At 67.9% G+C, this 20,340-nt stretch carries 21 protein-coding genes and 2 pseudogenes; 17 read left to right on the forward strand and 6 right to left on the reverse strand.

Going from position 1 to position 20,340, the window contains the following annotated elements:
• The first annotated feature begins 161 nt into the window (after positions 1-161).
• The 4 genes from EJK15_RS31625 to EJK15_RS31640 are packed head-to-tail and all read left to right on the forward strand — an operon-like array spanning position 162 to position 4,503.
• Positions 162-1,115, forward strand: a complete 954-nt coding sequence (locus tag EJK15_RS31625) for a carbohydrate ABC transporter permease (RefSeq protein ID WP_206061201.1) — start codon at positions 162-164, stop codon at positions 1,113-1,115.
• The gene (locus tag EJK15_RS31630; RefSeq protein WP_138714141.1) at positions 1,115-1,939 is read left to right on the forward strand and encodes a carbohydrate ABC transporter permease; all 825 of its coding nucleotides are present in this window, start codon (positions 1,115-1,117) and stop codon (positions 1,937-1,939) included. Before EJK15_RS31625 ends, EJK15_RS31630 begins: the two co-directional genes overlap by 1 nt.
• Before the next feature lie 27 nt (positions 1,940-1,966).
• Positions 1,967-3,244 carry an ABC transporter substrate-binding protein gene (locus tag EJK15_RS31635; protein WP_138714142.1) on the forward strand — a complete coding sequence of 426 codons (1,278 nt, stop codon included), beginning with the start codon at positions 1,967-1,969 and terminating at the stop codon, positions 3,242-3,244.
• A complete protein-coding gene (locus EJK15_RS31640) occupies positions 3,241-4,503 on the forward strand; it encodes a hypothetical protein (RefSeq protein ID WP_138714143.1) in 1,263 nt (420 codons plus the stop codon). The genes EJK15_RS31635 and EJK15_RS31640 overlap by 4 nt, the downstream gene beginning before the upstream one ends.
• A gap of 33 nt (positions 4,504-4,536) precedes the next feature.
• Here the strand turns inward: EJK15_RS31640 and EJK15_RS31645 are convergent, their stop codons facing one another.
• The gene (locus EJK15_RS31645) at positions 4,537-4,890 is read right to left on the reverse strand and encodes a hypothetical protein (protein WP_138714144.1); all 354 of its coding nucleotides are present in this window, start codon (positions 4,888-4,890) and stop codon (positions 4,537-4,539) included.
• A 6-nt stretch (positions 4,891-4,896) separates the two neighbouring features.
• On the opposite strand from EJK15_RS31645, the gene EJK15_RS71015 reads away from it, so the two are divergent.
• From EJK15_RS71015 to EJK15_RS31675, 8 genes are all read left to right on the forward strand, one after another.
• Positions 4,897-5,070, forward strand: a complete 174-nt coding sequence (locus EJK15_RS71015; RefSeq protein ID WP_171074647.1) for a hypothetical protein — start codon at positions 4,897-4,899, stop codon at positions 5,068-5,070.
• Positions 5,071-5,686: 616 nt separating this feature from the next.
• Positions 5,687-6,022, forward strand: coding sequence for a TSUP family transporter (locus EJK15_RS73055; RefSeq protein WP_206061202.1), 336 nt, complete (start codon positions 5,687-5,689; stop codon positions 6,020-6,022).
• 60 nt (positions 6,023-6,082) lie between these two features.
• Positions 6,083-6,466 (forward strand): sulfite exporter TauE/SafE family protein, encoded by a 384-nt coding sequence (locus tag EJK15_RS73060; RefSeq protein ID WP_206061203.1) that lies wholly within the window; start codon positions 6,083-6,085, stop codon positions 6,464-6,466.
• 143 nt (positions 6,467-6,609) lie between these two features.
• Positions 6,610-6,966, forward strand: coding sequence for a P-loop NTPase family protein (locus tag EJK15_RS31655; RefSeq protein ID WP_138714145.1), 357 nt, complete (start codon positions 6,610-6,612; stop codon positions 6,964-6,966).
• Between the two features lie 467 nt (positions 6,967-7,433).
• The gene (locus EJK15_RS31660; protein ID WP_138714146.1) at positions 7,434-7,775 is read left to right on the forward strand and encodes a VOC family protein; all 342 of its coding nucleotides are present in this window, start codon (positions 7,434-7,436) and stop codon (positions 7,773-7,775) included.
• Between the two features lie 412 nt (positions 7,776-8,187).
• Positions 8,188-9,027, forward strand: coding sequence for a prephenate dehydratase (locus EJK15_RS31665; RefSeq protein ID WP_138714147.1), 840 nt, complete (start codon positions 8,188-8,190; stop codon positions 9,025-9,027).
• A 409-nt stretch (positions 9,028-9,436) separates the two neighbouring features.
• A complete protein-coding gene (locus EJK15_RS31670) occupies positions 9,437-10,057 on the forward strand; it encodes an L-threonylcarbamoyladenylate synthase (RefSeq protein WP_138714148.1) in 621 nt (206 codons plus the stop codon).
• Between the two features lie 105 nt (positions 10,058-10,162).
• Positions 10,163-10,525 carry a helix-turn-helix domain-containing protein gene (locus EJK15_RS31675; protein ID WP_138714149.1) on the forward strand — a complete coding sequence of 121 codons (363 nt, stop codon included), beginning with the start codon at positions 10,163-10,165 and terminating at the stop codon, positions 10,523-10,525.
• Here the strand turns inward: EJK15_RS31675 and EJK15_RS31680 are convergent.
• Positions 10,486-11,232, reverse strand: a complete 747-nt coding sequence (locus tag EJK15_RS31680) for an SDR family oxidoreductase (protein WP_138714150.1) — start codon at positions 11,230-11,232, stop codon at positions 10,486-10,488. The genes EJK15_RS31675 and EJK15_RS31680 overlap by 40 nt on opposite strands.
• Positions 11,233-11,379: 147 nt before the next feature.
• Here EJK15_RS31680 and EJK15_RS31685 point away from each other — a divergent pair, with 147 nt between their 5' ends.
• Positions 11,380-12,222, forward strand: a complete 843-nt coding sequence (locus EJK15_RS31685) for a helix-turn-helix transcriptional regulator (protein WP_138714151.1) — start codon at positions 11,380-11,382, stop codon at positions 12,220-12,222.
• A 342-nt stretch (positions 12,223-12,564) separates the two neighbouring features.
• Here the strand turns inward: EJK15_RS31685 and EJK15_RS76485 are convergent, their stop codons facing one another.
• A complete protein-coding gene (locus EJK15_RS76485; RefSeq protein ID WP_276615445.1) occupies positions 12,565-12,687 on the reverse strand; it encodes a hypothetical protein in 123 nt (40 codons plus the stop codon).
• Between the two features lie 524 nt (positions 12,688-13,211).
• On the opposite strand from EJK15_RS76485, the gene EJK15_RS31690 reads away from it, so the two are divergent.
• Both EJK15_RS31690 and EJK15_RS31695 read left to right on the forward strand, forming a co-directional pair.
• Positions 13,212-14,285: a DUF6745 domain-containing protein gene (locus tag EJK15_RS31690; protein WP_138714152.1), complete on the forward strand. Its 1,074-nt coding sequence runs from the start codon at positions 13,212-13,214 to the stop codon at positions 14,283-14,285.
• A gap of 10 nt (positions 14,286-14,295) precedes the next feature.
• Positions 14,296-15,183, forward strand: coding sequence for an MBL fold metallo-hydrolase (locus EJK15_RS31695; protein WP_138714153.1), 888 nt, complete (start codon positions 14,296-14,298; stop codon positions 15,181-15,183).
• A 239-nt stretch (positions 15,184-15,422) separates the two neighbouring features.
• On the opposite strand, the gene EJK15_RS31700 is transcribed toward EJK15_RS31695, so the two are convergent.
• Entirely contained in the window at positions 15,423-16,871 is a 1,449-nt protein-coding gene (locus EJK15_RS31700; RefSeq protein WP_138714154.1) for a pyridoxal phosphate-dependent decarboxylase family protein, read from the reverse strand.
• 627 nt (positions 16,872-17,498) lie between these two features.
• Between EJK15_RS31700 and EJK15_RS31705 the strand changes: the two genes are divergently transcribed.
• Complete coding sequence (locus tag EJK15_RS31705; RefSeq protein ID WP_138714155.1) at positions 17,499-18,098, forward strand: TetR/AcrR family transcriptional regulator; 600 nt, start codon at positions 17,499-17,501, stop codon at positions 18,096-18,098.
• A gap of 240 nt (positions 18,099-18,338) precedes the next feature.
• Here EJK15_RS31705 and EJK15_RS31710 read toward each other — a convergent pair.
• Both EJK15_RS31710 and EJK15_RS31715 read right to left on the reverse strand, forming a co-directional pair.
• Positions 18,339-18,566 (reverse strand): annotated as a pseudogene (locus EJK15_RS31710) (MBL fold metallo-hydrolase); the annotation flags it as partial.
• A pseudogene (locus tag EJK15_RS31715) lies at positions 18,563-19,541 on the reverse strand (alcohol dehydrogenase catalytic domain-containing protein). The pseudogenes EJK15_RS31710 and EJK15_RS31715, both read right to left, overlap by 4 nt.
• 189 nt (positions 19,542-19,730) lie before the next feature.
• Between EJK15_RS31715 and EJK15_RS31720 the strand changes: the two are divergent.
• A complete protein-coding gene (locus tag EJK15_RS31720) occupies positions 19,731-20,306 on the forward strand; it encodes a GNAT family N-acetyltransferase (protein ID WP_138714156.1) in 576 nt (191 codons plus the stop codon).
• Positions 20,307-20,340: the final 34 nt, after the last annotated feature.

The following is a 20,340-nucleotide window of genomic DNA, read 5'->3' on the forward strand; positions in this document are numbered from 1 at the left end:
GGAGAGCTGCAACTCCGTTGACACGGGTTGGGCGGACGCGTAATCTGCCCGAAACACCGTGAATCGATTCACGATCTAGAACGAGCGGTCCCTATGACGGCCGCGATCATCCCCTCTTCCTCCTCCAAACGCGATCAGGTCACCTGCGAGAGGAGTCACACGTGGCTTTGCCGCATGCGACGACGACACCACCTGACGTGCGCGAGCCTGCCGCGCAGGTCTCACCAGGCCCGGTGCCGAAGGCCCGCCGCAAGGTCGGGGTGCGCGCGCCGTGGTGGTTCGTCGTCCCGGCGATCTCGATCTACCTGTTCATCGTCGTCGTGCCTAGTGCCAACGGCGCGCTGTTCTCTTTCACCGACTGGAACGGCCTGCGTCCCGACTGGTCCTTCGTCGGCCTCGAGAACTTCGCCACCGTCTTCTCCGATCGGACGGCGCGTGACGCGCTGGTCAACACACTGGTTCTGGCGGCGGTGGCCATGGTCGTCCAGAACGTCGTCGGCCTGCTGCTGGCCCTCGGCGTGAACTCCATGGTCAAGAGCCGCTACGTGCTCCGGGTGATCTTCTTCGCGCCGGTGGTGCTCACGCCGCTGGTGGCCGGGTACGTGTGGAGCTTCCTGCTGTCGCCCGACGGCGCCGTCAACGACGCGCTGCGCGCCGTGGGACTGGGCGGCCTGGCGCACGACTGGCTCGGCGATCCCGACACGGCGCTGTACGCGATCGTCCTGGAGATCGTCTGGCAGTTCGCCGGCTACTCCATGGTGATCTACCTGGCCGGGCTGCAGGCGATCCCCGCCGAGGTGCTGGAGGCGGCGACCATCGACGGCGCGGGGGCCTGGAGCAAGTTCCGCCGTGTCGTGCTGCCGCTGCTCAACGGCGCGGTCGTGATCAACGTGATGCTCTGCCTGATCGGCGGGCTCAAGCAGTTCGACCAAGTCATGGCCATGACCGGCGGCGGTCCCGGCACCGCGACCGAGTCGATCTCGACGGCGATCTACAAGAGCGCGTTCTCGCTCGGCGACTTCCCGTTCTCGATCGCCCTGGCCGTCGTCATGACCGTGGTCATCGCGGTCCTGGCCGCCGTGCAGTTCCGCCTGACGCAGAGGAAGGCCTCCTGATGCACGCGCGCTACACCTGGCGGACGCTGACGCGCGAGGCGACGCTGATCCTGCTCGCGCTGGTCTTCCTCGTGCCGCTCGTCGGCCTGCTCAACGTGTCGCTGAAGCCGCAGGACAGCCAGACCAGCGCGCTGGCCTTCGAGTTCCCGCCCACGTTCGACAACTACGCCCAGGCCTGGGACCAAGCCAGCCTCGGCGCGGCGCTGGCCAACAGCTTCGCCATCACGGCCGTCAGCGTCGTCTTGATCATCGCCTTCGCGGCGACGGCCGCCTACCCGCTGGCCCGCGTGACCCGTGGGTGGTCGCGGTACACGTTCTATTTCGTCATCGGGGGCCTGCTCGTCCCCGGCCAGCTCGCCCTGCTGCCGCTGTACGCGTCCATGCGCGACTTCGGCCTGCTCGGCTCGCTCTGGTCGGTGATCCTGATCAACGTCGGCCAGCAGATGCCGTTCTCGGTGTTCCTCTACACGATGTTCCTGCGCGAGCTGCCGCTCGACTACGAGGAGGCCGCGCTGCTGGACGGCTGCGGGCCGCTGCGGTCGTTCATGACCGTGGTGTTCCCGCTGCTGCGCCCGGTCACCGGCACCGTGGTGATCCTCAACGCGGTGGGCATCTGGAACGAGTTCTTCACCCCGCTGCTGTATCTGGGCGGCAGCGACAACACCACGGCCCCGGTGGCGATCTACGGGTTCGTCAGCCAGTACGTATCGCAGTGGCCCCTCATCTTCGCCGGCCTGGTGATCAGTGTGATCCCCATCCTCGTCGTCTACTTCGCTCTGCAGAAGCACATCATCAAGGGCTTCGCCGGCGGCCTCAAAGGCTAGTACCCCCCACCTCGATCGGAGTTTGTCATGAAGTCGGGTAAAACGTTCGCATCCGCAGTGTGCTGCCTCGCCGTCGCGGCTGCCGCGTGCTCCACCTCGGGCGGCGGCGGCACCACGAAGGTCACCGCGTCCGACCAGGTCCTCACGCTGGCCGCGGCCGGTCAGGGGCCGGCCAAGGCGGCGGTGGAGGCGTTCCAGAAGGCCAATCCCGGGGTCACGGTGCAGACCTCGTTCACCGAGGACGACGCCTCCTACCAGCAGCAGCTGCGCACCCAGCTGTCCTCGGGCACCGCGCCCGACGTGTTCCGCATGTGGCCCGGCGGCGGCAACACCATGGCCGTACGGGACCTGGGCGCAGACGGCATGCTGATGGACCTGTCGGGCGAGAGCTGGGCGGGCGGGCTGAGTGCCGATCTCAAGGCCGTCACCAGCGACCCGGCCGGCAAGGTCGTGGCCGTGCCCGTGACGATCGGCGCCATCGGCGCCATCTGGAACGACCAGGCGCTGGCCAAGACCGGGTTGAGCAAGCCCGCCACCTGGCCCGAGGTGCTGGCGTTCTGCAAGGACGCCAAGGCCAAGAACGTCGTGCCGTTCGCCCTCGGTCTCAAGTCAGCGTGGGTGACCCAGCTGGTGCCGTACGCGCTGACCGCCTCCCTGGTCTACGGCCCGAACCCGCAGTTCACCCAGCAGCAGAAGGATGGCAAGGCCACCTTCGCGAACTCGGCGTGGAAACAGGCCATGGACAAGTACCTGCAGATGCGCGACGCGGGCTGCTTCAACGACAGCCCCAACGGCGTCGGGTACGACGAGCAGATGCAGCTGCTCGGGCAGGGCAAGGCGCTGGGCGCCGTCCACGTGTTGTCGGCCGTGCAGTCGGCGCTCAACTTCGCGCCCCAGGGCACCACGTTCTCGATGAGCCCGTTCCCCGCCACCGACAGCGCCGACGGCACTTACCTGCCGGTGTCGGTCGGCATCGTCTACGGCGTCAACGCCAATCCCAAGAACCCGGCGCTGGCCAAGAAGTTCATGGAGTTCCTCGCCTCGCCCGAGGGCCAGGCGCTGTACGCGACCGAGTCCGGCAGCAGCCCGGCGCTGTCCAGCCCGTCCTTCAAGGCCGACGCGCTGCAGCAGCCGGTGCTGGACGCGGTCAACGCGGGCAAGTCCACGCTCTATCCGGACCAGGGCTGGCCCAACCCGAAGGTGCAGCAGGAGCACCTGACCTCCATCCAGGAGCTGTTCAACGGGACGGTCGACGTTCCGACCGTGCTCGGCCGCATGGACAAGGCGTTCGGAGAGGCCAAGTGACGTTCGACCCCTCGCCGCCATCGGACACGGCCATGGAGGCGTGCCTGTGGATCACGCCGAAGATCTTCGACGACCTGCGTGACCCGACGCCCGGGGTGGAGGCGTTCTTCGACCACCACGCCGACTGGCTGGCGGACCGGCCGGTGACGGTGGTCTTCTGCGCGGGCAACGGTGACCACGTCCTCAACTACGCCGGCCGCCACGCGTGGGACGACCGCTTCGACTGGGCCCGCTACAACTGCTTCGCCCTCGCGCCCGGTGGACCGGCCGTCAGTGCGAGGGCGCACAACCGGAACTGGCTGGCCCGGGTGCGCGACGGCGGCGAGCGCTCGGCAAACCCGTACTCCGCCGGGCCGATGTTCATCGTCTCCGAGCAGCCGATGGACTACCGCACGCTGGCCGGGATCTACGCGGCCGTGCGCGCCGAGGCGGAGCGGCGCGGCCTGCGGGTCAACCTGCTGGAGTATCTGGAGCCGGGCCCGGAGTTCTGCCGCAGCGAGTGGAAGACGATACGGCACCCGGAGGTGGCCGCCGGTACCGCCGACGCCGGCGGCCACATCGTCCCAGGCGTGATCGACGTGACAGCTCCGCTCGCGCCCGACCCGCGCCCGTACGCCGCCTTCCCCGCAGGCATTCCGGCCGGGCTGCCGGCCGGGGACTTCGTCGCCGCCCAGACGGCCGCGTTCACGGCCGACTTCGGGCTGGACGGGGTTATGCTCGGCAACCAGTTCGGCCTGGTCGGGTTCTGGCATCCGGACAACGCGCCGCCGCTCACCCCAGAGCGGTCGGCCGGGATCGAGCGGTTCTTCCTGCGGCTGCGCGAAGCCATGGGGAAGGGCCTCGTCTACTGGATGGACACCTACTGGCGGGCCGAGGTGGAGCGGTCGGCCTGGGGCATGACCGACGCCGCCTACCACTCGCTCGACGCGATCCTGATCAGCACGTTCGCCGTGCTGGTGGAGCGTACCGAGATCGTGCCCAACCTGCTCAGCAAGGCCGCGCTGGGCGGCCCGCGCCCGCTGCTCGGCCTGGACTTCGTCGACCCCTGGTACTGGTACCGCACCTACCTCGACGACCGGCGCACCTATCTCTACCAGCGGGAGGCCCTGGCCGCGCATGCCACGTCCGTGGCCGGCGTCTCCTACTTCGCCAACGACACCTTCGGCCACTTCGTCCCCGAACCCGAGCTGGCGGCCACCCTCGATGTGGTGAGGAAGTGCCTAGGCTCATCAGGAACAGCTCCAGTAGGCCTGTTCTGACACTCATCACAAGAGTAGAAGTCCGTGAGCCACCTACATCCACATCCCTGGTGACCGGGCCTTCTCGCTGTCCGTCGTCGCCCTCGAAGACGGCTTCCTCACCGAACTCGCGCAATTCGGCCCCGAGCTGTTCAACCTGCCCGACACCGTGAGCCCGTGCACCAGGACACCAGCCCCGGAGACGCCCAGTGCCCGCAGCCAGCCGTCCAGGACGCGGCTGGGGTCCACCCGCCGGGCCTCGTCGTAGCCCTGCAGGTCGGCGAAGAGGACCCCGCCGGGGAAGCTGTCAAGCGCGCGGTGCGCGGCGTGGACGGCGAGGGCCGTCTTGCCGACCCCGCCCGGGCCGCCGGTCGGCGGCGGGCCGGTGATATCGCGGGCCTGGATCACCGCCCCGTGGAAGGTGCCGCCCTCGATCGTGTTACGCGTCTCGCCCGCCCCGGTGATCGAGGCGGGCTCCGCGGCGGGGTGGGCGAGGCGGCCGCGCTGCGGCGGGCCAGCACCACCCCGTACACCGACACCCCAAGCCCGGCCAGGCCGACGAACGCCCCGATCACGCTGGCCAGCTGATCGGCTTGCGTCAGATCCAGCACAATGAAGACCACGCCCAGCGCGCCGGCCACCATCGGCGGGCAGGAAGCCGCCGGGGACACCCACGGGTCCACAACAGCGCGATCTTGACATTGCAGGCGGCGGCCTGCCAGGGCGGGAAGCGATCAAGTTGTCCTCGGGAAGCGATCTTCTATGCAGGTGCTTCGTCACAGGACAACGCCATTCGTGAACGCCCCAAGCGACGATCGACCGCTGCCGTTCCGCGAACTCCTCCTGCGGCAAGGCCTTCCAGTTGTCGTCGTAGTAGAGAGCATCCAGGAAGGTAACCGGGATGCCCAGCGAAGCGCCGAGCCGGTTGGCCAGCACGGTCTTGCCGCTGCCCCCACACCCGACCACTGCGATCCTGCGCATGCTCCGACTCTAGGGGCGACGACCGTCTCAGTTCCGCAAGACTGCCGAGGTCAGCGTGCACGGCGATCACAACGGACTGCCGTTCCATTCGCTGGGCGACCCCCAACTGCCGGTAAGGCCGTCCGTTGCGGGACAACGGCGATCTCCGAGGCGCGGGCGAAGGATCGAGCGGGCAGGGAGCGTGATTGGCATGGTCGCGGACGATGCTGCTGTCCCTGCGCGCGTGACACGCTCACTGCCGCTGGCGTTCGCCGCCGGCGCGGCGGTGGGCGTGCTGGGCGGCATGATCGGCCTGGGCGGCGCCGAGCTCCGGCTGCCTCCGCTGATCAGCCTGTTCGGATTCGCAGCCCTGGCGGCGGTCATCCTGAACAAGGCGATGAGCCTGATAGTGGTGCTCACTGCGCTGCCCGCGCGGCTGGCCGTCTCCCTCGCCGAGCTGGCCGCGCACTGGACCGTGGCGGCCAACCTGCTGGCCGGCAGCCTACTCGGGGCCTGGACGGGCGCCTCCTGGGCAGTCCGCATGCGCAGCGCCGCCTCTATAAGGTGCTCGCGGCGCTGATGGTGTTGATGGCCGCCGCCCTGGTACTCAGCGCATACCACCACCCTGGGTGCCCTGGCCGTGCCTGGCCTGGCGCGGGCGCTTGCGGGGGACGTGGCGGGGTTGGGCATCGGCGTGGTCGCCGCCGTCATGGGCGTCGCCGGTGGCGAACTCCTGATCCCCACGATCGTGCTGCTCTACTCCGTCGACATCAAGACCGCCGGCAGCCTGTCCCTGGTCGTCTCCTTGCCCACCATGCTGGTGGCCTTCGCCCGCTACAGCCGCGGCGGCAGCTTCGCTGTCTTGGTCGCCAACCTCCGCTTCGTCGCCGTCATGGTCGCCGGCTCCATCACCGGCGCTCTGCTCGGCGGCTTGCTGCTTGGGGTCATTCCTGATCTGGTGCTCATCCCTGTCCTGGCCATTGTGTTGCTGATCTCTGCCATCAAGATGGCCCGCCACGTCTGACGTCGGCGGCCCGGCGTTCCAGGGGGATACATGGCCCGACCTGAGGCCGGGGGAGGCTACTCGATCGATCGTTGCCCGGATCCGTCAGGCCGTGGCCGGTTGGAGACTCCTCGCTCATCAGCATCGCACCATGATTACTCTGCGTGACCTTCAGAGAAGATGGCAACTACAACGCCACCTTGCGGATTCGCTTGGAGGCCTGTGACATGGTGATCTTCATGGACGTGTCCACGTGGGCGGCCCTGCGGGGCCTGGTGTCCCGACGGCTCAAGCACGGCTACGGGCAGGACCAGGCCACCGGCATCTACAACCGCCTCCACTGGGGTGTCTTGACGTATGCCGCCACCTACCGGCGCAGAATGCGCCCTCGAGTCCTCGCGAAGATCGATCAGTACGCTGGCCACGCCGAGGTGGTCTTCCTGCGCGACCGCCGCCATGCCAGCCCCACCCCGATCGCGGACCCGATCACGCCAAAGATGATCGCCCCGCCCTCCAGATAGCGCACCGCCACGATCGGGCCGAGCACCGTGAAACCGGCGCCCCAGCAGGCGTGTAGGTTCCGGCGTGTTGTGGCATAGGCCGGTCCTCTGAACAGGGCGTTGGCTGGTTGTCCAGTTGGTGGCGTGGCGTGGTTCGTCCGGCCTTCATGGCATCCGGGCGACCGTCCGTATGGCCGAGGCCTCAGCTAAGGTGCCGTTGCTGTCGCCGCGTCACGTGGGCGGGCCGCCGGGGGTGCCTGCTCGTTCGAGGATGTCCATGACAGTGGTATTGCATGCGCCGATCTCTTCGGCGATTTCCTGGCGAACCGGAAAGATCGTGTCCCTTCCGGATGAGGTTGGCGGGAGGGACACGCGGTGCTATCACGGCTTCTCGGGACGGGATGCACGGGTGCGAGGCGGGCGCCGATGAGTTTCCGACGCTGCCGGGGTCAGTACCGGCGACGCATCGACTACGCGCGGAGGACGACATGGCGCTGGACCTCTTTGCTGGTATCCCCGTCACCGACTACGCCGCGGCGTTGCCGTGGTACGAGCAGTTCTTCGGCGGGGAGCCCTCGTTCCTGCCGAACGACATCGAGGCGGTGTGGGAGGTGGCCGAGAACCGGTACATCTACATCGTGCAGGACCCGGAACGGGCGGGGAACGCCCTGGTGCTGTCGTTCGTCGACGACCTGGACGACCGGGTCGCCGAGATCGCCCGGCGGGGCATCGAGCCCGCCAAGCGTGAGACGTACGACGGTGGCGTGACCAAGGTGACCTACCGGGACGCGGAAGGCAATGAGATCAGCTTCGGCGGCGTCCCGGGGTGACGCCGCCTCGGACCTGATCATGGATCGCCAAGGATCAATGTCATCGGCCGGACACAGAAGCCGAAGGGATGCCAAGATCACGCGGAAGATGCCGCTGCTAGCCGGACGCTACAAGGCGGACGTCAGTGCCTGCAGGCAGGTCAACACCCACAGCCAACGACGTCGGCCAAAAGCCGAGATCCCCTCCAGCAGCTTCGAGGCGAACCCGCACCGCTCCTGGCGTGCTTGCATTAGCGAGGCCGCACCAGGACGAACACCGCGGCGGAAACCACGAAAGTGCGGTGACCTGCTCGGCATCCACTCTCATCAACTCACCGGTGACGACGAGAGGGCGGTGTCCACGCTGACGAGCCTGGGCAGGGACCGGGCCGTCGCCGGGCAGCCGCGCCCGGCTGCATGGGAAACTGCTGGGGTGACCGCACGACGTATCGCCTACCAGGGCGAGCCCGGCTCGAACTCCCACATGGTGTGCAAGCACCACTACTCCGACTGGCATGCGGTGCCGTGCGCGTCCTTCGAGGACGTGTTCGCGGTGGTGGAGAACGGCGAGGCCGAGCTGGCGATGATTCCGATCGACAACTCGATCGCCGGCCGCGTCGCCGACATCCACCACTTCCTGCCGGCCGCGGACCTGTACATCATCGGCGAGCACTTCCTGCGCATCCAGTTCAACCTGATGGCGCCGCCGGGTGCGACCCTGGGCACGATCAAGGCCGTGCACAGCCACGTGCATGCTCTCGGCCAGTGCCGCCGGATCATCCGCGAGCACGACCTGGTGCCGGTGATCGCCGGTGACACCGCCGGCGCTGCGCGCGAGGTGGCCGAGGCGGACGACCCGACCCAGGCGGCGATTGCGCCGCCGCTCGCGGCGGAGATCTACGGTCTGCACATCCTCGCCCGCGACGTCGAGGACGAGGAGCACAACACCACCCGGTTCGTGGTGCTCAGCCCGGACTTCGTGCAGGCACCGCGCGGCGAGGGCCCGGTGGTCACCTCGTTCGTCTTCAACGTCCGCAACCTGCCGGCCGCGCTTTACAAGGCGCTCGGCGGGTTCGCGACCAACGGCATCAACATGACCAAGCTGGAGAGCTACATGGTCGGCGGCCACTTCGCGGCCACCCAGTTCCTCGCCGAGGTCGACGGGCACCCCGAGGACCCCGGCCTGAAGAACGCGCTGGAGGAGCTGGCGTTCTTCACCACGGACGTGAAGATCCTCGGGGTCTACCCGGCCGACCCGTTCCGCGCCGGCTGAGTCTCGAGACGGGCGCCAGGGCGCCCTCCTGGACCACCGTCTATTCGGCGGGCTGGGCTCTGCAGGATTCCGTGTGGTTTACGCGGGCACGGGCGGCCTTTCAATCGTTATCTTGGGGGTCACCGGCGACGTCGCCGACTTATACGAAAAAGGGCCGGTCCAGCCGCTGGTCGGCCTACCGCTCGCCGAGCATGAGATGAGCCTCGAACCGCTCATCCCGACCTCCGGCACGGCATAGCCATGTGGTGGTGACCCGAGCCCTGGACGGGGGGACTGGCCCTCTTCGCCGACGTCAATCACCTAAATCAGGAGTCTTGGTGCGGAGTCAGGGAGACGCTGCCGGACGGCGAGACCGTATCGCCCTGGGGCCGCCTGTCATGCCATGGTGCTGGACCCTAGGATCCGAGGCGTGGCCAGATACTTCGATCTTCATCCGGACAATCCCCAGCCTCGCCTGATCAGCCAGATCGCCGAGATCCTGCGGGCGGACGGGCTCATCGCCTACCCCACCGACTCGTGCTATGCCCTTGGATGCCGACCGGGCAACAAGGAGGGCCTTGACCGGATCAGAGAGATCCGCGGCCTTGGCAGCGACCACCACTTCACCCTGGTGTGCCGTGACTTCGCCCAATTCGGTCAGTTCGTTCACCTGAGCAATGCGCTGTTCCGCCAGGTCAAGGCGGCGACTCCCGGCGGTTACACGTTCATTCTGCCCGCGACCAAGGAGGTGCCGCGGCGGCTGCTGCATCCCCGGAAGAAGACGGTCGGCGTTCGCATCCCTGATCACGTCGTCACCCAGGCGCTGCTGGCCGAGCTCGGCGAGCCGCTGGTGTCCAGCACCCTGCTGCTGCCCGACGAGACCGAACCTTCGACGCAGGGCTGGGAGATCAAGGAGCGGCTCGACCACGTGGTGGACGCGGTCATCGACTCCGGCGAATGCGGCGCCACTCCGACGACCGTCGTCGACTTCTCGCAGGAGGAACCCGAGATTCTCCGCCGGGGCACGGGAGACACGTCCCTGTTCGAATAGGCGACGGCAGTGGTCCCGCCGGGCACGGCACTCTCTGGATGAGGCAACGCCGCCTGGCCCTGCGCTCGTCGGCAACGCCCACGCCCTCGACCTGAGCACCCCCGAATGGACCTGAACCAGCCCGAGCCGCTCGGAACCTGGCTCCTGCGGCAAGCCCGAAACCGCGGCATCACCGCCGAGCAGGTCGCCGACCTGCTCGGCATACCCGTTCACCGCATCCGCCAATTCACCACCGCCACCGACCTCGACGACCTGCCCGTACGAGCGATCCGGGCCATGGCCAGCCAACTCGACCTGCCCTGGCCCGACTGGCTCCAACCCGTAGACATCCACCCCGACGACCGCACCGACCCAACCAGCCCCGCACATCGTGCTGGCCGGAGCGAGACCGACGCCAAAAACAACGAGATCACCGCATTCCGGCCCGCTCAGCGGAAATTGCTGAGCATGGCCAGGACGTCGTCGTAGGTACCGTTCGCCGTCGCGTCGCGAAAGAACCTGGCACGCTCGACGACGACCTCCCTGGTGTCGGGCCTTTCCCGCAAAAGGTCCAGGGCCTCGGTGAGGTAGTCCTCCAGCGGCATGGACCTCTCGTCGTCCTGCTGGCCGAGGAGGGTGGTGCGCACAGCCGGCGGGATCACCTCGATCACCTGGACGCCGCTGTCGGCGAGCTGCACGCGCAGACTCTCGCAGAAGGCGTGCAGCGCGGCCTTGGTCGCGCTGTAGGTCGGGGTGACCGCCAGCGGCACGAAGCCCATCGCCGAGGTGACGTTCATGACGACCGCGTCGTCCTTGCCCGCGAGCAGGGGCAGGAAGGCGTACGTCATCCGGATCGTGCCGAGCAGATTGATCGCGACGTGGTCCTCGGCGACCGGGAGGGAGGCGGGGTCGAGGAGGTTCTCCCGCAGCATGATGCCGGCGTTGTTGACCAGGACGTTCAGGTCGGGATGCGCGGCCGCCACCGTCTCGGCGGCGCGGATGATCGACGCGGGGTCGGCGACGTCGAGGACGAGCGCCGCGATGCCGGGGTGGGCGGTCGTGATCTCGTCCAGGAGTTCTTTGCGGCGGCCGGCGACGATCACCTTGTTGCCGGCCTCGTGCAGACGCAGCGCCAGGCCGAGCCCGATGCCCGAGGTGCCGCCGGTGATCAGAATCGTGTTGCCGGTCATCTTCATGGGGGTTCTCTCCTTCGCTGGCTGCGGGGCCGGTGAGCGCCCGCAGCCCCGACCGTAGGGGCGCCCGCGCGGAGGCGGGAGGGGAAGGTTCATCCATGGATCGGCGGTCCCTGGCTGGGCCGACGCAAAACGACGACAATGGGAGGCATGGACAGGAAAGAACTGGCGGAGTTCCTGCGCCGGCGGCGCGAGCTGCTGCGCCCCGCCGACGTCGGACTGGTCAAGGGTCCACGTCGGCGCACCCAGGGGCTGCGCCGCGAGGAGGTCGCCCAGCTCGCCGGCATGTCCACCGACTACTACGCCCGCCTGGAGCAGCAGCGCGCTCCGCAGCCGTCCGTCCAGATCACCACCGGCCTCGCCAGGGCCCTGCGCCTGACACCGGACGAACGCGACCACCTCTTCGCCCTCATCGGCCACAACGCCCCGGCCCGCTTCCATCCCTCCGAGCACGTCAGCCCGACCCTCCTGCGGGTCCTGGAACGCCTGAACGCCGACACCCCGGCCCTGGTGCTGACCGACATGGCCGAGACCCTCGCGATGAACCCGATCGCCACCGCCCTGCTCGGCGACCGGACCCGCCATACGGGCCTGGCCCGCAGCTGCTTCTACCGCTGGTTCACCGACCCGGCCGAGCGCCTGTACTACGCCGAAGAAGACCGCCCGCGCCACACCCGCACCCAGGCAGCACGCCTGCGGGCCGCGCTGACAGCCGGCAGCGACGTCGACCGAGCCGCCCGTATGGTCGCCGAACTCCACGAACTCAGCCCCGAGTTCATCCGCGTGTGGGAACTCGGGGAGGTCGCCCGGCGCTATGAGGAGTCCAAGACCATCCTCCACCCCGACCTCGGCCGTATCGACGTCGACGCCCAGTTCCTGTGCACCCAAGACCGCACTCAGACCCTGGTGGTGCTGGCCGCCCGCCCCGGCACCGACAGCCAGGGAAAGCTCGAACTCCTCTCCGTCATAGGACACCAGCAGTTCGCCCCCTAACCGACACCGCCTTGGGGCGAACCAGGGGGGCAGCACTGGCCGGAGAGCGGCCATAGCGATCTTGAAGGTGGTGAGGGAGAGGTATTGGAGGTGTCCGGTAACGTTCGTTCGCTTTACACATCCGGCGGATAGGCAGCGCGCGCCGGTGATGTCAACCGGTGTTACCACGCGCCTCGAGGCGTCCCACGATCGTTCAACCCTCGCCCAACTCTGCGCGAGGGGTACGGCGGCCGTCGCCTTACCAGGGTGGCGATCACTTCTTCTTGTACTTCTTCGTGCTGCCGAACGACTTGGAGATCCCTCCGGGGTTGTCGCCGTTGACCACGGTGACACCGTCTCCGCTCACCACCGTGGTGTTGGTGTAGATGTCCCGTGGCCCAGGTGGAGGGGGCCGTTCGTGTCCTTGATGACGACTCCGACGTCGCCCTGCACGTCGCCGTCGTCGTCGCTGATCCTGATGTTCATGCTGCGGTCCTTTCGCTGTCGGAGGTGGGGGTGAAGCGGGGTACGGGTTGCTACACGACGACCGGCTCGGCGTCAGCCGTGCCACCATCTACCGCCACCTCGATCCCGACAAACCCGTCTCGGCGTAGGAGGGAGCGCGGCGCTGCCCGATCACCTACTACGGGGGATGAGGTTGGGGGAGAAGCTGTCGTGGAGGTGAGGCGGAGGGGTCGAGCAGGTCGCCCGGGACAGGCTTGGGCTTGCCGCTGTCGCAGGAGCCGGCGAAGAACAGTCCGCGAAGGAGGCGCGTTACCTGCGCAAGGTGGCCGCCGAGGGATGGACACCTACAAGCTGCTCTCCTCTCAGGAGGCGCACATCGACAAGGCGCGCTGCGTGCGTGCCTTCGAGGGCAACAGCGTGAGATCGACGCTCCTGCTGACTTGAGCTACGGGGTTCCGGACGCCGGAGTGGCAGAAGCAGATCAAGGAGCGCGGCAGGCCGGAAATTCGATGCCCCTCCGCTGGGGCCGCTGCAAGACTGATCACATGAGTAAGAAGGTCCCCCGCCTCACGAAGCTCTCCGCCGAGCATTGCGCGATCCTGTCGGATGTGCGGGAAAAGTGGCTGCACGTCCCGGACGCTACCGGCCCGGCCGCCCGGGAGCAGGCGGAAGCAGGCGTCGCCGACGCCTACCGGCTGGCTGGGCTGCCGGAACCCGACCGGATCGAGTGGGCCGACTCCCCGATGGCCGCCACCATCGCCGTGGCACGCCACCGGGAGGACAACGTCAGCCGCGAGATTAAGGCCGTGGGCGGCTGGCCGGAGTGGGGCGACCTCTGGGAGACGACCTGGTGGCAGATCTCCGAGCAGGTCAAGACGCCGCTTCGGACCGGGGAGCGGATCGGCGGGATGCTCAAGGACGAGGTGTACGAGCTGCTCACCACGACCCGCTGGAAGGACCTCGGTCTGCCGAAGAAGGCGCACCGGCCCTCGGAAGTGGGAATGCTGCAGGACGGGGCCATCTTGGGCCAGCACGACGTGGCGCGGCTGGCCATGCAGGAGGCGTTCCGCGGCCTCGGGCTGATCGACGCGCCGCCGGCCGACGGGCTGGCGCGGGTCGCCCGCAGCGCGGGGTGGTGGTGGCCGCTGCGCGGCGCCGCCGTGCTGACTGAACGGCCTGTCGAGCTGCACCTCGACGTGTATGGGCAGCCGCACCATGCGTACGGGCCTGCGGTGATCTATCCGGACGGGTTCGGTGTGCACGTGTGGCGGGGCTCCCGGGTCCCCGAGCACGTCATCACCGGCCAGGTCACCGGCACCCAATGGCTGGCGGAGCCGCGCGGCCAGGTGCGACTGATCATCGCCGAGCGCATGGGCTACCAGTGGCTTTTGGACCAGGTCCCGAAAATCAGAATGGGCGCGCGGCTGTGGTGTGTCACGGACCCCGGCAGCAGCGGCTACGGCGTGAGCAGGTCGTGGGTGATGCCCGAGGATATCTGGCTGCTGGAGACGCAGGACGGGCCGCGCCGCGTCCCGCCCGACGTCAAGAACGCCAAGGCCGCCGCCGAATGGCTGCGCAGGTCAGGTAAGGACTACCGCCCGCCGACCCCGAGTTATTGAGGATGTGACTATGTTTCCTTCCCGGCTGGAGCGCAAGCATCCGTTCCGCCAGTGGAAGACCTGGACCATGCCGGGCGGGCTGACGCTCACCGGATACTCGCGGGCCAACGACAAGACGTTCTTCCACGTGCCCGAGCTGAAACTGGCTCTGGACGCCGGGCTCGTGGAAGGCCGGCAGGTCGACACGGTCCTGCTCACGCACACCCACCTCGACCACTCCAAGGACCTCGACTTCCTGGCGACCAGGCCCACCGGGGTGGATATCTACGCTCCCGCGCAGGCGGCCGGCTACGTCCGCGACTACCTGCGCGCCACGACTGCGCTGAACCAGACCGCCGCCTTCGACCCGGCCCAGGCCGAGGGCGTGCGAGTGCACGGGGTATGTCCGGAGGAGGAGTTCGCCATCGGCAAGGGCGGCTCGCACACGGTACGGGTGTTCGCCGCGGAGCACAAGGTGCCCAGCGTCGGCTACTGCGTCGCGGAGAGCCGGCGGGCGCTGGCCCCCGAGTACGCCTCGCTCAAGGAGACTCTGAGCCCGGTGGAGTTCGGGCGGCTGCTCGCCCGGGAACGGGCGGACGGCCGCGAGGTGGAGCGTCCGGTCCGGCGGCCGCTGTTCGCCTATCTGGGCGACACCCACGCCGACGCGCTGCCGCGCACGCCCTGGCTGACCGACTACCCGGTGATCATCACCGAGTGCACGTACCTGGACGACGCGGAGCTGGACCGAGCCAGGCGCGTGGGCCACACGGTGTGGAGCGAGCTGCGGCCGTTCGTGGCGGCGCATCCGGACAACCTGTTCGTGCTGACCCACTTCAGCCTGCGCCACTCGGAGCAGGACGTGGTCGCGTTCTTTGAGAAGGAGGACCTGGCCAACGTCCTGGTGTGGGCGGTCAGGTGAGGACGTCGGCGCCGCTACTGCTCAACGGCCTGCCGGGTCCGCGCATCGGACAACGACACGATCGTACGATGCGGGACCGAACCTGATCGTGCAGGTGACCACGAGGCCAGCGCCCGAGCAGGACATTGACGCCCCCGACCGCATCCACCACGTCCTGACCGCCCAGAGTTTCCAGTCTGCCGAGCACCTGGTCGAGCCCGCCGTGGAAGCCCACGCTCGGCGACGCCCGCCCCGGGCTGTCAGTGCTCTCCGCTCTGGCGAGCGGCCTTGCGGAGCGAGTCCCACAGGGTGTCGATGTGGTCGGGCAGCGTCGTCGGCGTGCCGATGGCGACGCGGATAGCGAAGTGACCGTTGATCGATGTGTGCGTGAGGAAGGAATGCCCTTCGGCGTTGACCGCCTCCATTGCTGCCTTGGTGGCGGTGTCGTTGGGGCGACCGTCCCGGTCGACGAGATACAGGCATACGAGCGCCAGTGACGGCGGGGTGGCCAGGGCGAAGCCCGGCTCATTATCGATCCTGCCGGCCAAAGAGTCGGCCATGGCGACGTGGCCGCGGATGCTTTCGCGCAGTCCTTCCAGTCCGGCGCCGTGCACCACCGACCAGATCTTCAGCGCACGCATACGACGGCCCAGCGGGACCTGCCAGTCGCGATAATCGATGACTTCGCCCGATTCCGTCGCGGCGTTACGCAGGTACTCCGGCGTGATGGACAGCGCTGTCGGTAGCGCTCGAGCATCGCGCACCCACATGAACGAGGCGTCGAAGGCGGTGTAGAACCACTTGTGTGCGTCGGTGCAGAAGGAGTCGGCAAGGTCCACGCCGTCCACGAGCCAGCGGAACTCGGGACACAACGCCGCGACTCCCGCCCATGCTGCGTCGACGTGCACCCACGCTTCGTGCTCACGCGCTGCCAGTGCGACGTCGCTGACGGGGTCGATGGCACCTGTGCCGGTTGTTCCCACGGTCGGACAGACCATGACCGGCCTCCTTCCGGCGGCTGCGTCCTGGGCCAGCATGTCCGCCAGGGCGTCCGCCGACATGGACAGCGTGCCCTCGGTGAAGGGGACGATCCGCAGCGCTCGCGCGCCGAGCCCGGCCACACGCACAGCCTTGGCCAGTGACGAGTGTGTCTCGGCAGTGACGTACACCGTCTCGGTGCCGTCCACGCCGTGCTCGCGCCAGTCCGGGTTGCTGCGCTGCAGCGCGGCCAACAGCGCCACTAGAGATGCCGACGAGGCCGAATCCTGCAGCGAACCGCCTCCGCCCCCGGCGAACGTGAACTCGCTGCCAAGGCCCAGCGCATCCGCTAGACCGTCGAGCAGGACCTGCTCGATCTCCGTCCCGGCCGGCGACGATGACCAGAGCATTCCCTGTGCTCCGATCCCGCCCGACGCGATGTCACCGAGGAGCGACAGCAGTGACGCGTTCGCCGGGAAGTAGCCGAAGAATCCTGGGTGCTGCCAGTGGAGCGACGAGGGGACGATCACATCGTTGAGCAGTGCGACGAGGTCATCACCCAGCGCCTCGGCCGGCTGCTCAGGCAGTTCACGAGGAAGCTGAGCCTTCACGGAGCCCGGTGAGACGTTCGGCTGCACCCGCATGGAGGGGAGCGAGGTGCGGTATTGGGCAACCCAGTCAACCAGCTGGTGGCCCTGGCGACGGAATTCATCTGGCTCGAGATCGGGCACGCTGCGTCCTATGAGGTCGTAATGGTCATGACGATGGGCAACTCAGGCGGCAATGGCGAGGGGCGACGACTACCTGGGCTTTGGGGGCTCAGGTGTCCGGGTGCAGTGGCCGGTGCCGGATTCGAGGGCCTCGATGTCACCGCACCGACTGCTGCCGCGCCAGCGCCTGTAGTCTACAGTTGTAGATTAATAGCTCCAATCTAACCCCCTGATCGGGTTGCTGGGAAGGGGTTCTCGATGAGCGTGTCAAGCCGCCTGCGTGGCCGATGGGACGGAGGTGAAGAGCCTCTTGCCAAGCAAGATCGCCCACGGCACATCCACGCGTCGGCCGGCTTGCGGAAGATCTCGCGGATCTTCCGGCGCGTAGAAGCCCGTACCTTCCGGGGCTCCGCTTCCCGCGCCGAGCCTGGCGCCGTCGGACTGTGCCTTTCTCCTCCGCATGGCTGGCCTTCCCACATCGTGATCGCCTGCGGGGCAGTCAGAGTCCTGGTTTCCTTCCCGACGGCCCGACGCTCTACGCAGGCGGGACGGCGCGTTCTCCAGTCATTGAACGCTTTCGCTTCCACCGCAATGGTGCTGGTCATGGCCACCATGTCGCAGTAATCTAGCCGTTGGTAGGGTGTGTTCATGCCGAAGATCGTGGACCACGACGAGCGGCGTGAAGAGATCATCGAAGCTGTGTGGCGCCTTGTCGCCCGGCGAGGATTCGCGTCGCTGAACATGCGAGATCTCGCAGCCGAAGCGGGGTTCTCCAACGGTGCGCTGGCACGATACTTTCCCACCAAAGCAGCAATTCTGCGGGCCGCGCTGGAGCGCGCGAACGCAGCCACCGAGCAGCGGGCCGCCCGCACCATCGCCCGGTCCAACGGCGTGGACGCATTCCGTAAGTTCTGCATCGAGATCATGCCCCTGGATAACGAGCGTCTCAACGAGGCGCGCGTTGTCATCGGCTTCTGGAATTACGCGGTAGCCGATGAGGAACTGATCGACGTCTACGACCAGGCGATGTCGCGCTGGCGCGATCAGATGCTCTCGTATCTGCGGACTGCGGCTGAAGCGGGAGAGATCAACCCGTCCTGCGATCTCGATGCGTTCTTGGATCTCGTGATGGCCACGCTGATGGGACTCCAGATCAACGCGATCTTCACCGCTGGCCTGACCACACCCACCCGTCAGTTGCGGATACTCGACGGACTCATCGCGGGGTTGCAGACCGGCACCGCTTGATCTGAGCCGCAGGCGTAGGCCGAAGCGGACGAGTGTGGCCAGGCTCATTAGCGCGTGACGGTCACTCGACGCCGGGCAGTACCGCATCGGAGGACAGGGCGGTGCGCAGGCGGCGGCTGGGGGCTCGGAGCTGATCAGCCCGCGAGGAGGACCGCGGCGACGATGCGGTTGGGGAAGAGGGGATACCAGCTGGACCCAGAGCACCTGGTCGGCGGGGTGCAGCAGGATGGGCGCACCGGTCAGCCCGGCGAGCGCGGCGGCGGCGTTGACGTGGTCGTTGTGTGCGTGGGTGCAGGCGATGGCGCACACGCTCCGGTCGCCGACCCGCTCGGCGATCGCCTCGGCGGAGTGGGCGGCGTCGATGACGATCACCTCGCGGTCGTCGCCGACGAGCCAGACGTTGTTGTCCACCTCCCACGTGCCGCCGTCCAGCGAGAACGTCCCGGAGGTGACGACCTGTTCGATCACAGCAGCACCACCGATCGGAGCACCTCGCCGTGACGCATCTTGGCGAACGCCTCTTCCACCTGATCCAGCGCGATCGTCTCGGAGACGAACCTGTCCAGCGGCAGCCGGTCCCGCAGGAACAGGTCGATCAGCATCGGGAAGTCCCGGGAGGGCAGGCAGTCGCCGTACCAGGAGGACTTCAGCGACCCGCCCCGGCCGAAGACGTCCAGCAGGGGCAGGTCGAGGGTCGTCTCCGGCGGCGGCACACCGACCAGGACCACGGTCCCAGCCAGATCCCGCGCGTAGAAGGCCTGTTGGTAGGTCTCCGGGCGGCCGACCGCGTCGATCACGACATCCGCGCCGTGGCCGGTCGTCCACGTCCACGGCGATGACCGTCGCCGCGCCGGCCAGCGACGCTCCGAGGATCGCCGCGTCGCCGACACCGCCGCAGCCGATGACGGCCACGGTGTCGCCGCGGGTGACGCCACCGGTGTTGATCGCCGCGCCGAGCCCGGCCATCACCCCGCAGCCCAGCAGTCCGGCCACCTGTGCCGGTGCCTGGGACGGGACCTTGGTGCACTGCCCCGCCGCGACGAGGGTCTTCTCCGCGAAGGCGCCGATGCCAAGGGCGGGCGAGAGCGCGGTCCCGTCAGCCAGGGTCATCTTCTGCGCGGCGTTGTGGGTGGCGAAGCAGTACCATGGCCGTCCGCGCAGGCAGGCTCGGCACTGCCCGCAGACGGCGCGCCAGTTGAGGATCACGTAGTCGCCCGGCGCCACCTCGGTGGCCCCCTCGCCGACCGCCTCCACCACGCCGGCGGCCTCATGGCCGAGCAGGAAGGGAAAGTCGTCGTTGATGCCGCCCTCCCGGTAGTGCAGGTCGGGGTGGCAGACGCCGCAGGCCTTGACACCGACCACCGCCTCCCCAGACCCGGGATCAGGGACGATCACGCTTTGGCGTGTGTGACGGCTTCCTCCCACCGGCCGGACGAGCGCCAGATGTCCATTGCAGAGGAATGCGTCGGTGTTCGCGAGTAACTGTCGCCACTGGTGTCAGCGTCCAGATCGACTTGTCGGGACCTTGGCCCGCCGTGCTGAGCATGATTCGGCCGCCCCGCCGCGATCGCCGACGTCCCCTCGGGGAAATGCGAATGACCGGCAAGTTGCTCGAGCGCAAGAATGCGTCCCATGTCTCAGGCGATACTGCGTACCGACCGCATCAAGCTTTTTCCACTGTCCGACGAACACCTCGAACACGAGATCGAACTCGACGCCGATCCCGAGGTCATGCGCTACATCACTGGCCGTGCACGTAGCCGTGAGGAAGTTGAGGTCTTCCATCGCCAGCGGCTTGCCGCCGCGGGCCGCGTCGCGGGGCTCGGCTTCTGGGCCGGTTTCGTAGAGGGGCAGTTCGTCGGCTGGTGGATCCTGGAGCCACCCACGCGCGTCGGCCAAGGCCCGATCGAAGGACAGGCCGAACTCGGGTACCGGTTGCTGCGTCGCTGCTGGCGCCAGGGCTTGGCCAGTGAGGGAGCCCGCGAGCTTGTTCGACACGGGTTCGAAGATCTTCGACTGACCCGCGTCTTCGCCGAAACCATGGCGGTCAACACTGCCTCCCGCGCAACGATGACCGCAATTGGCATGCAGCACGTCCGTACGTTCCACTTGGACTGGGAAGAACCGCTCCCAGGCAGTCATCTTGGTGAAGTCGAGTACGCGATCACCCGAGAGCAATGGCTCGCTTACCAAGCGACCAGAGCTTGAGGGCCCGTCAACGACCCCTCTTGTGTCGGGTCAC

The sequence above is a fragment of the Nonomuraea basaltis genome, from assembly GCF_005893125.1.
GTDB lineage: Bacteria > Actinomycetota > Actinomycetes > Streptosporangiales > Streptosporangiaceae > Nonomuraea > Nonomuraea basaltis.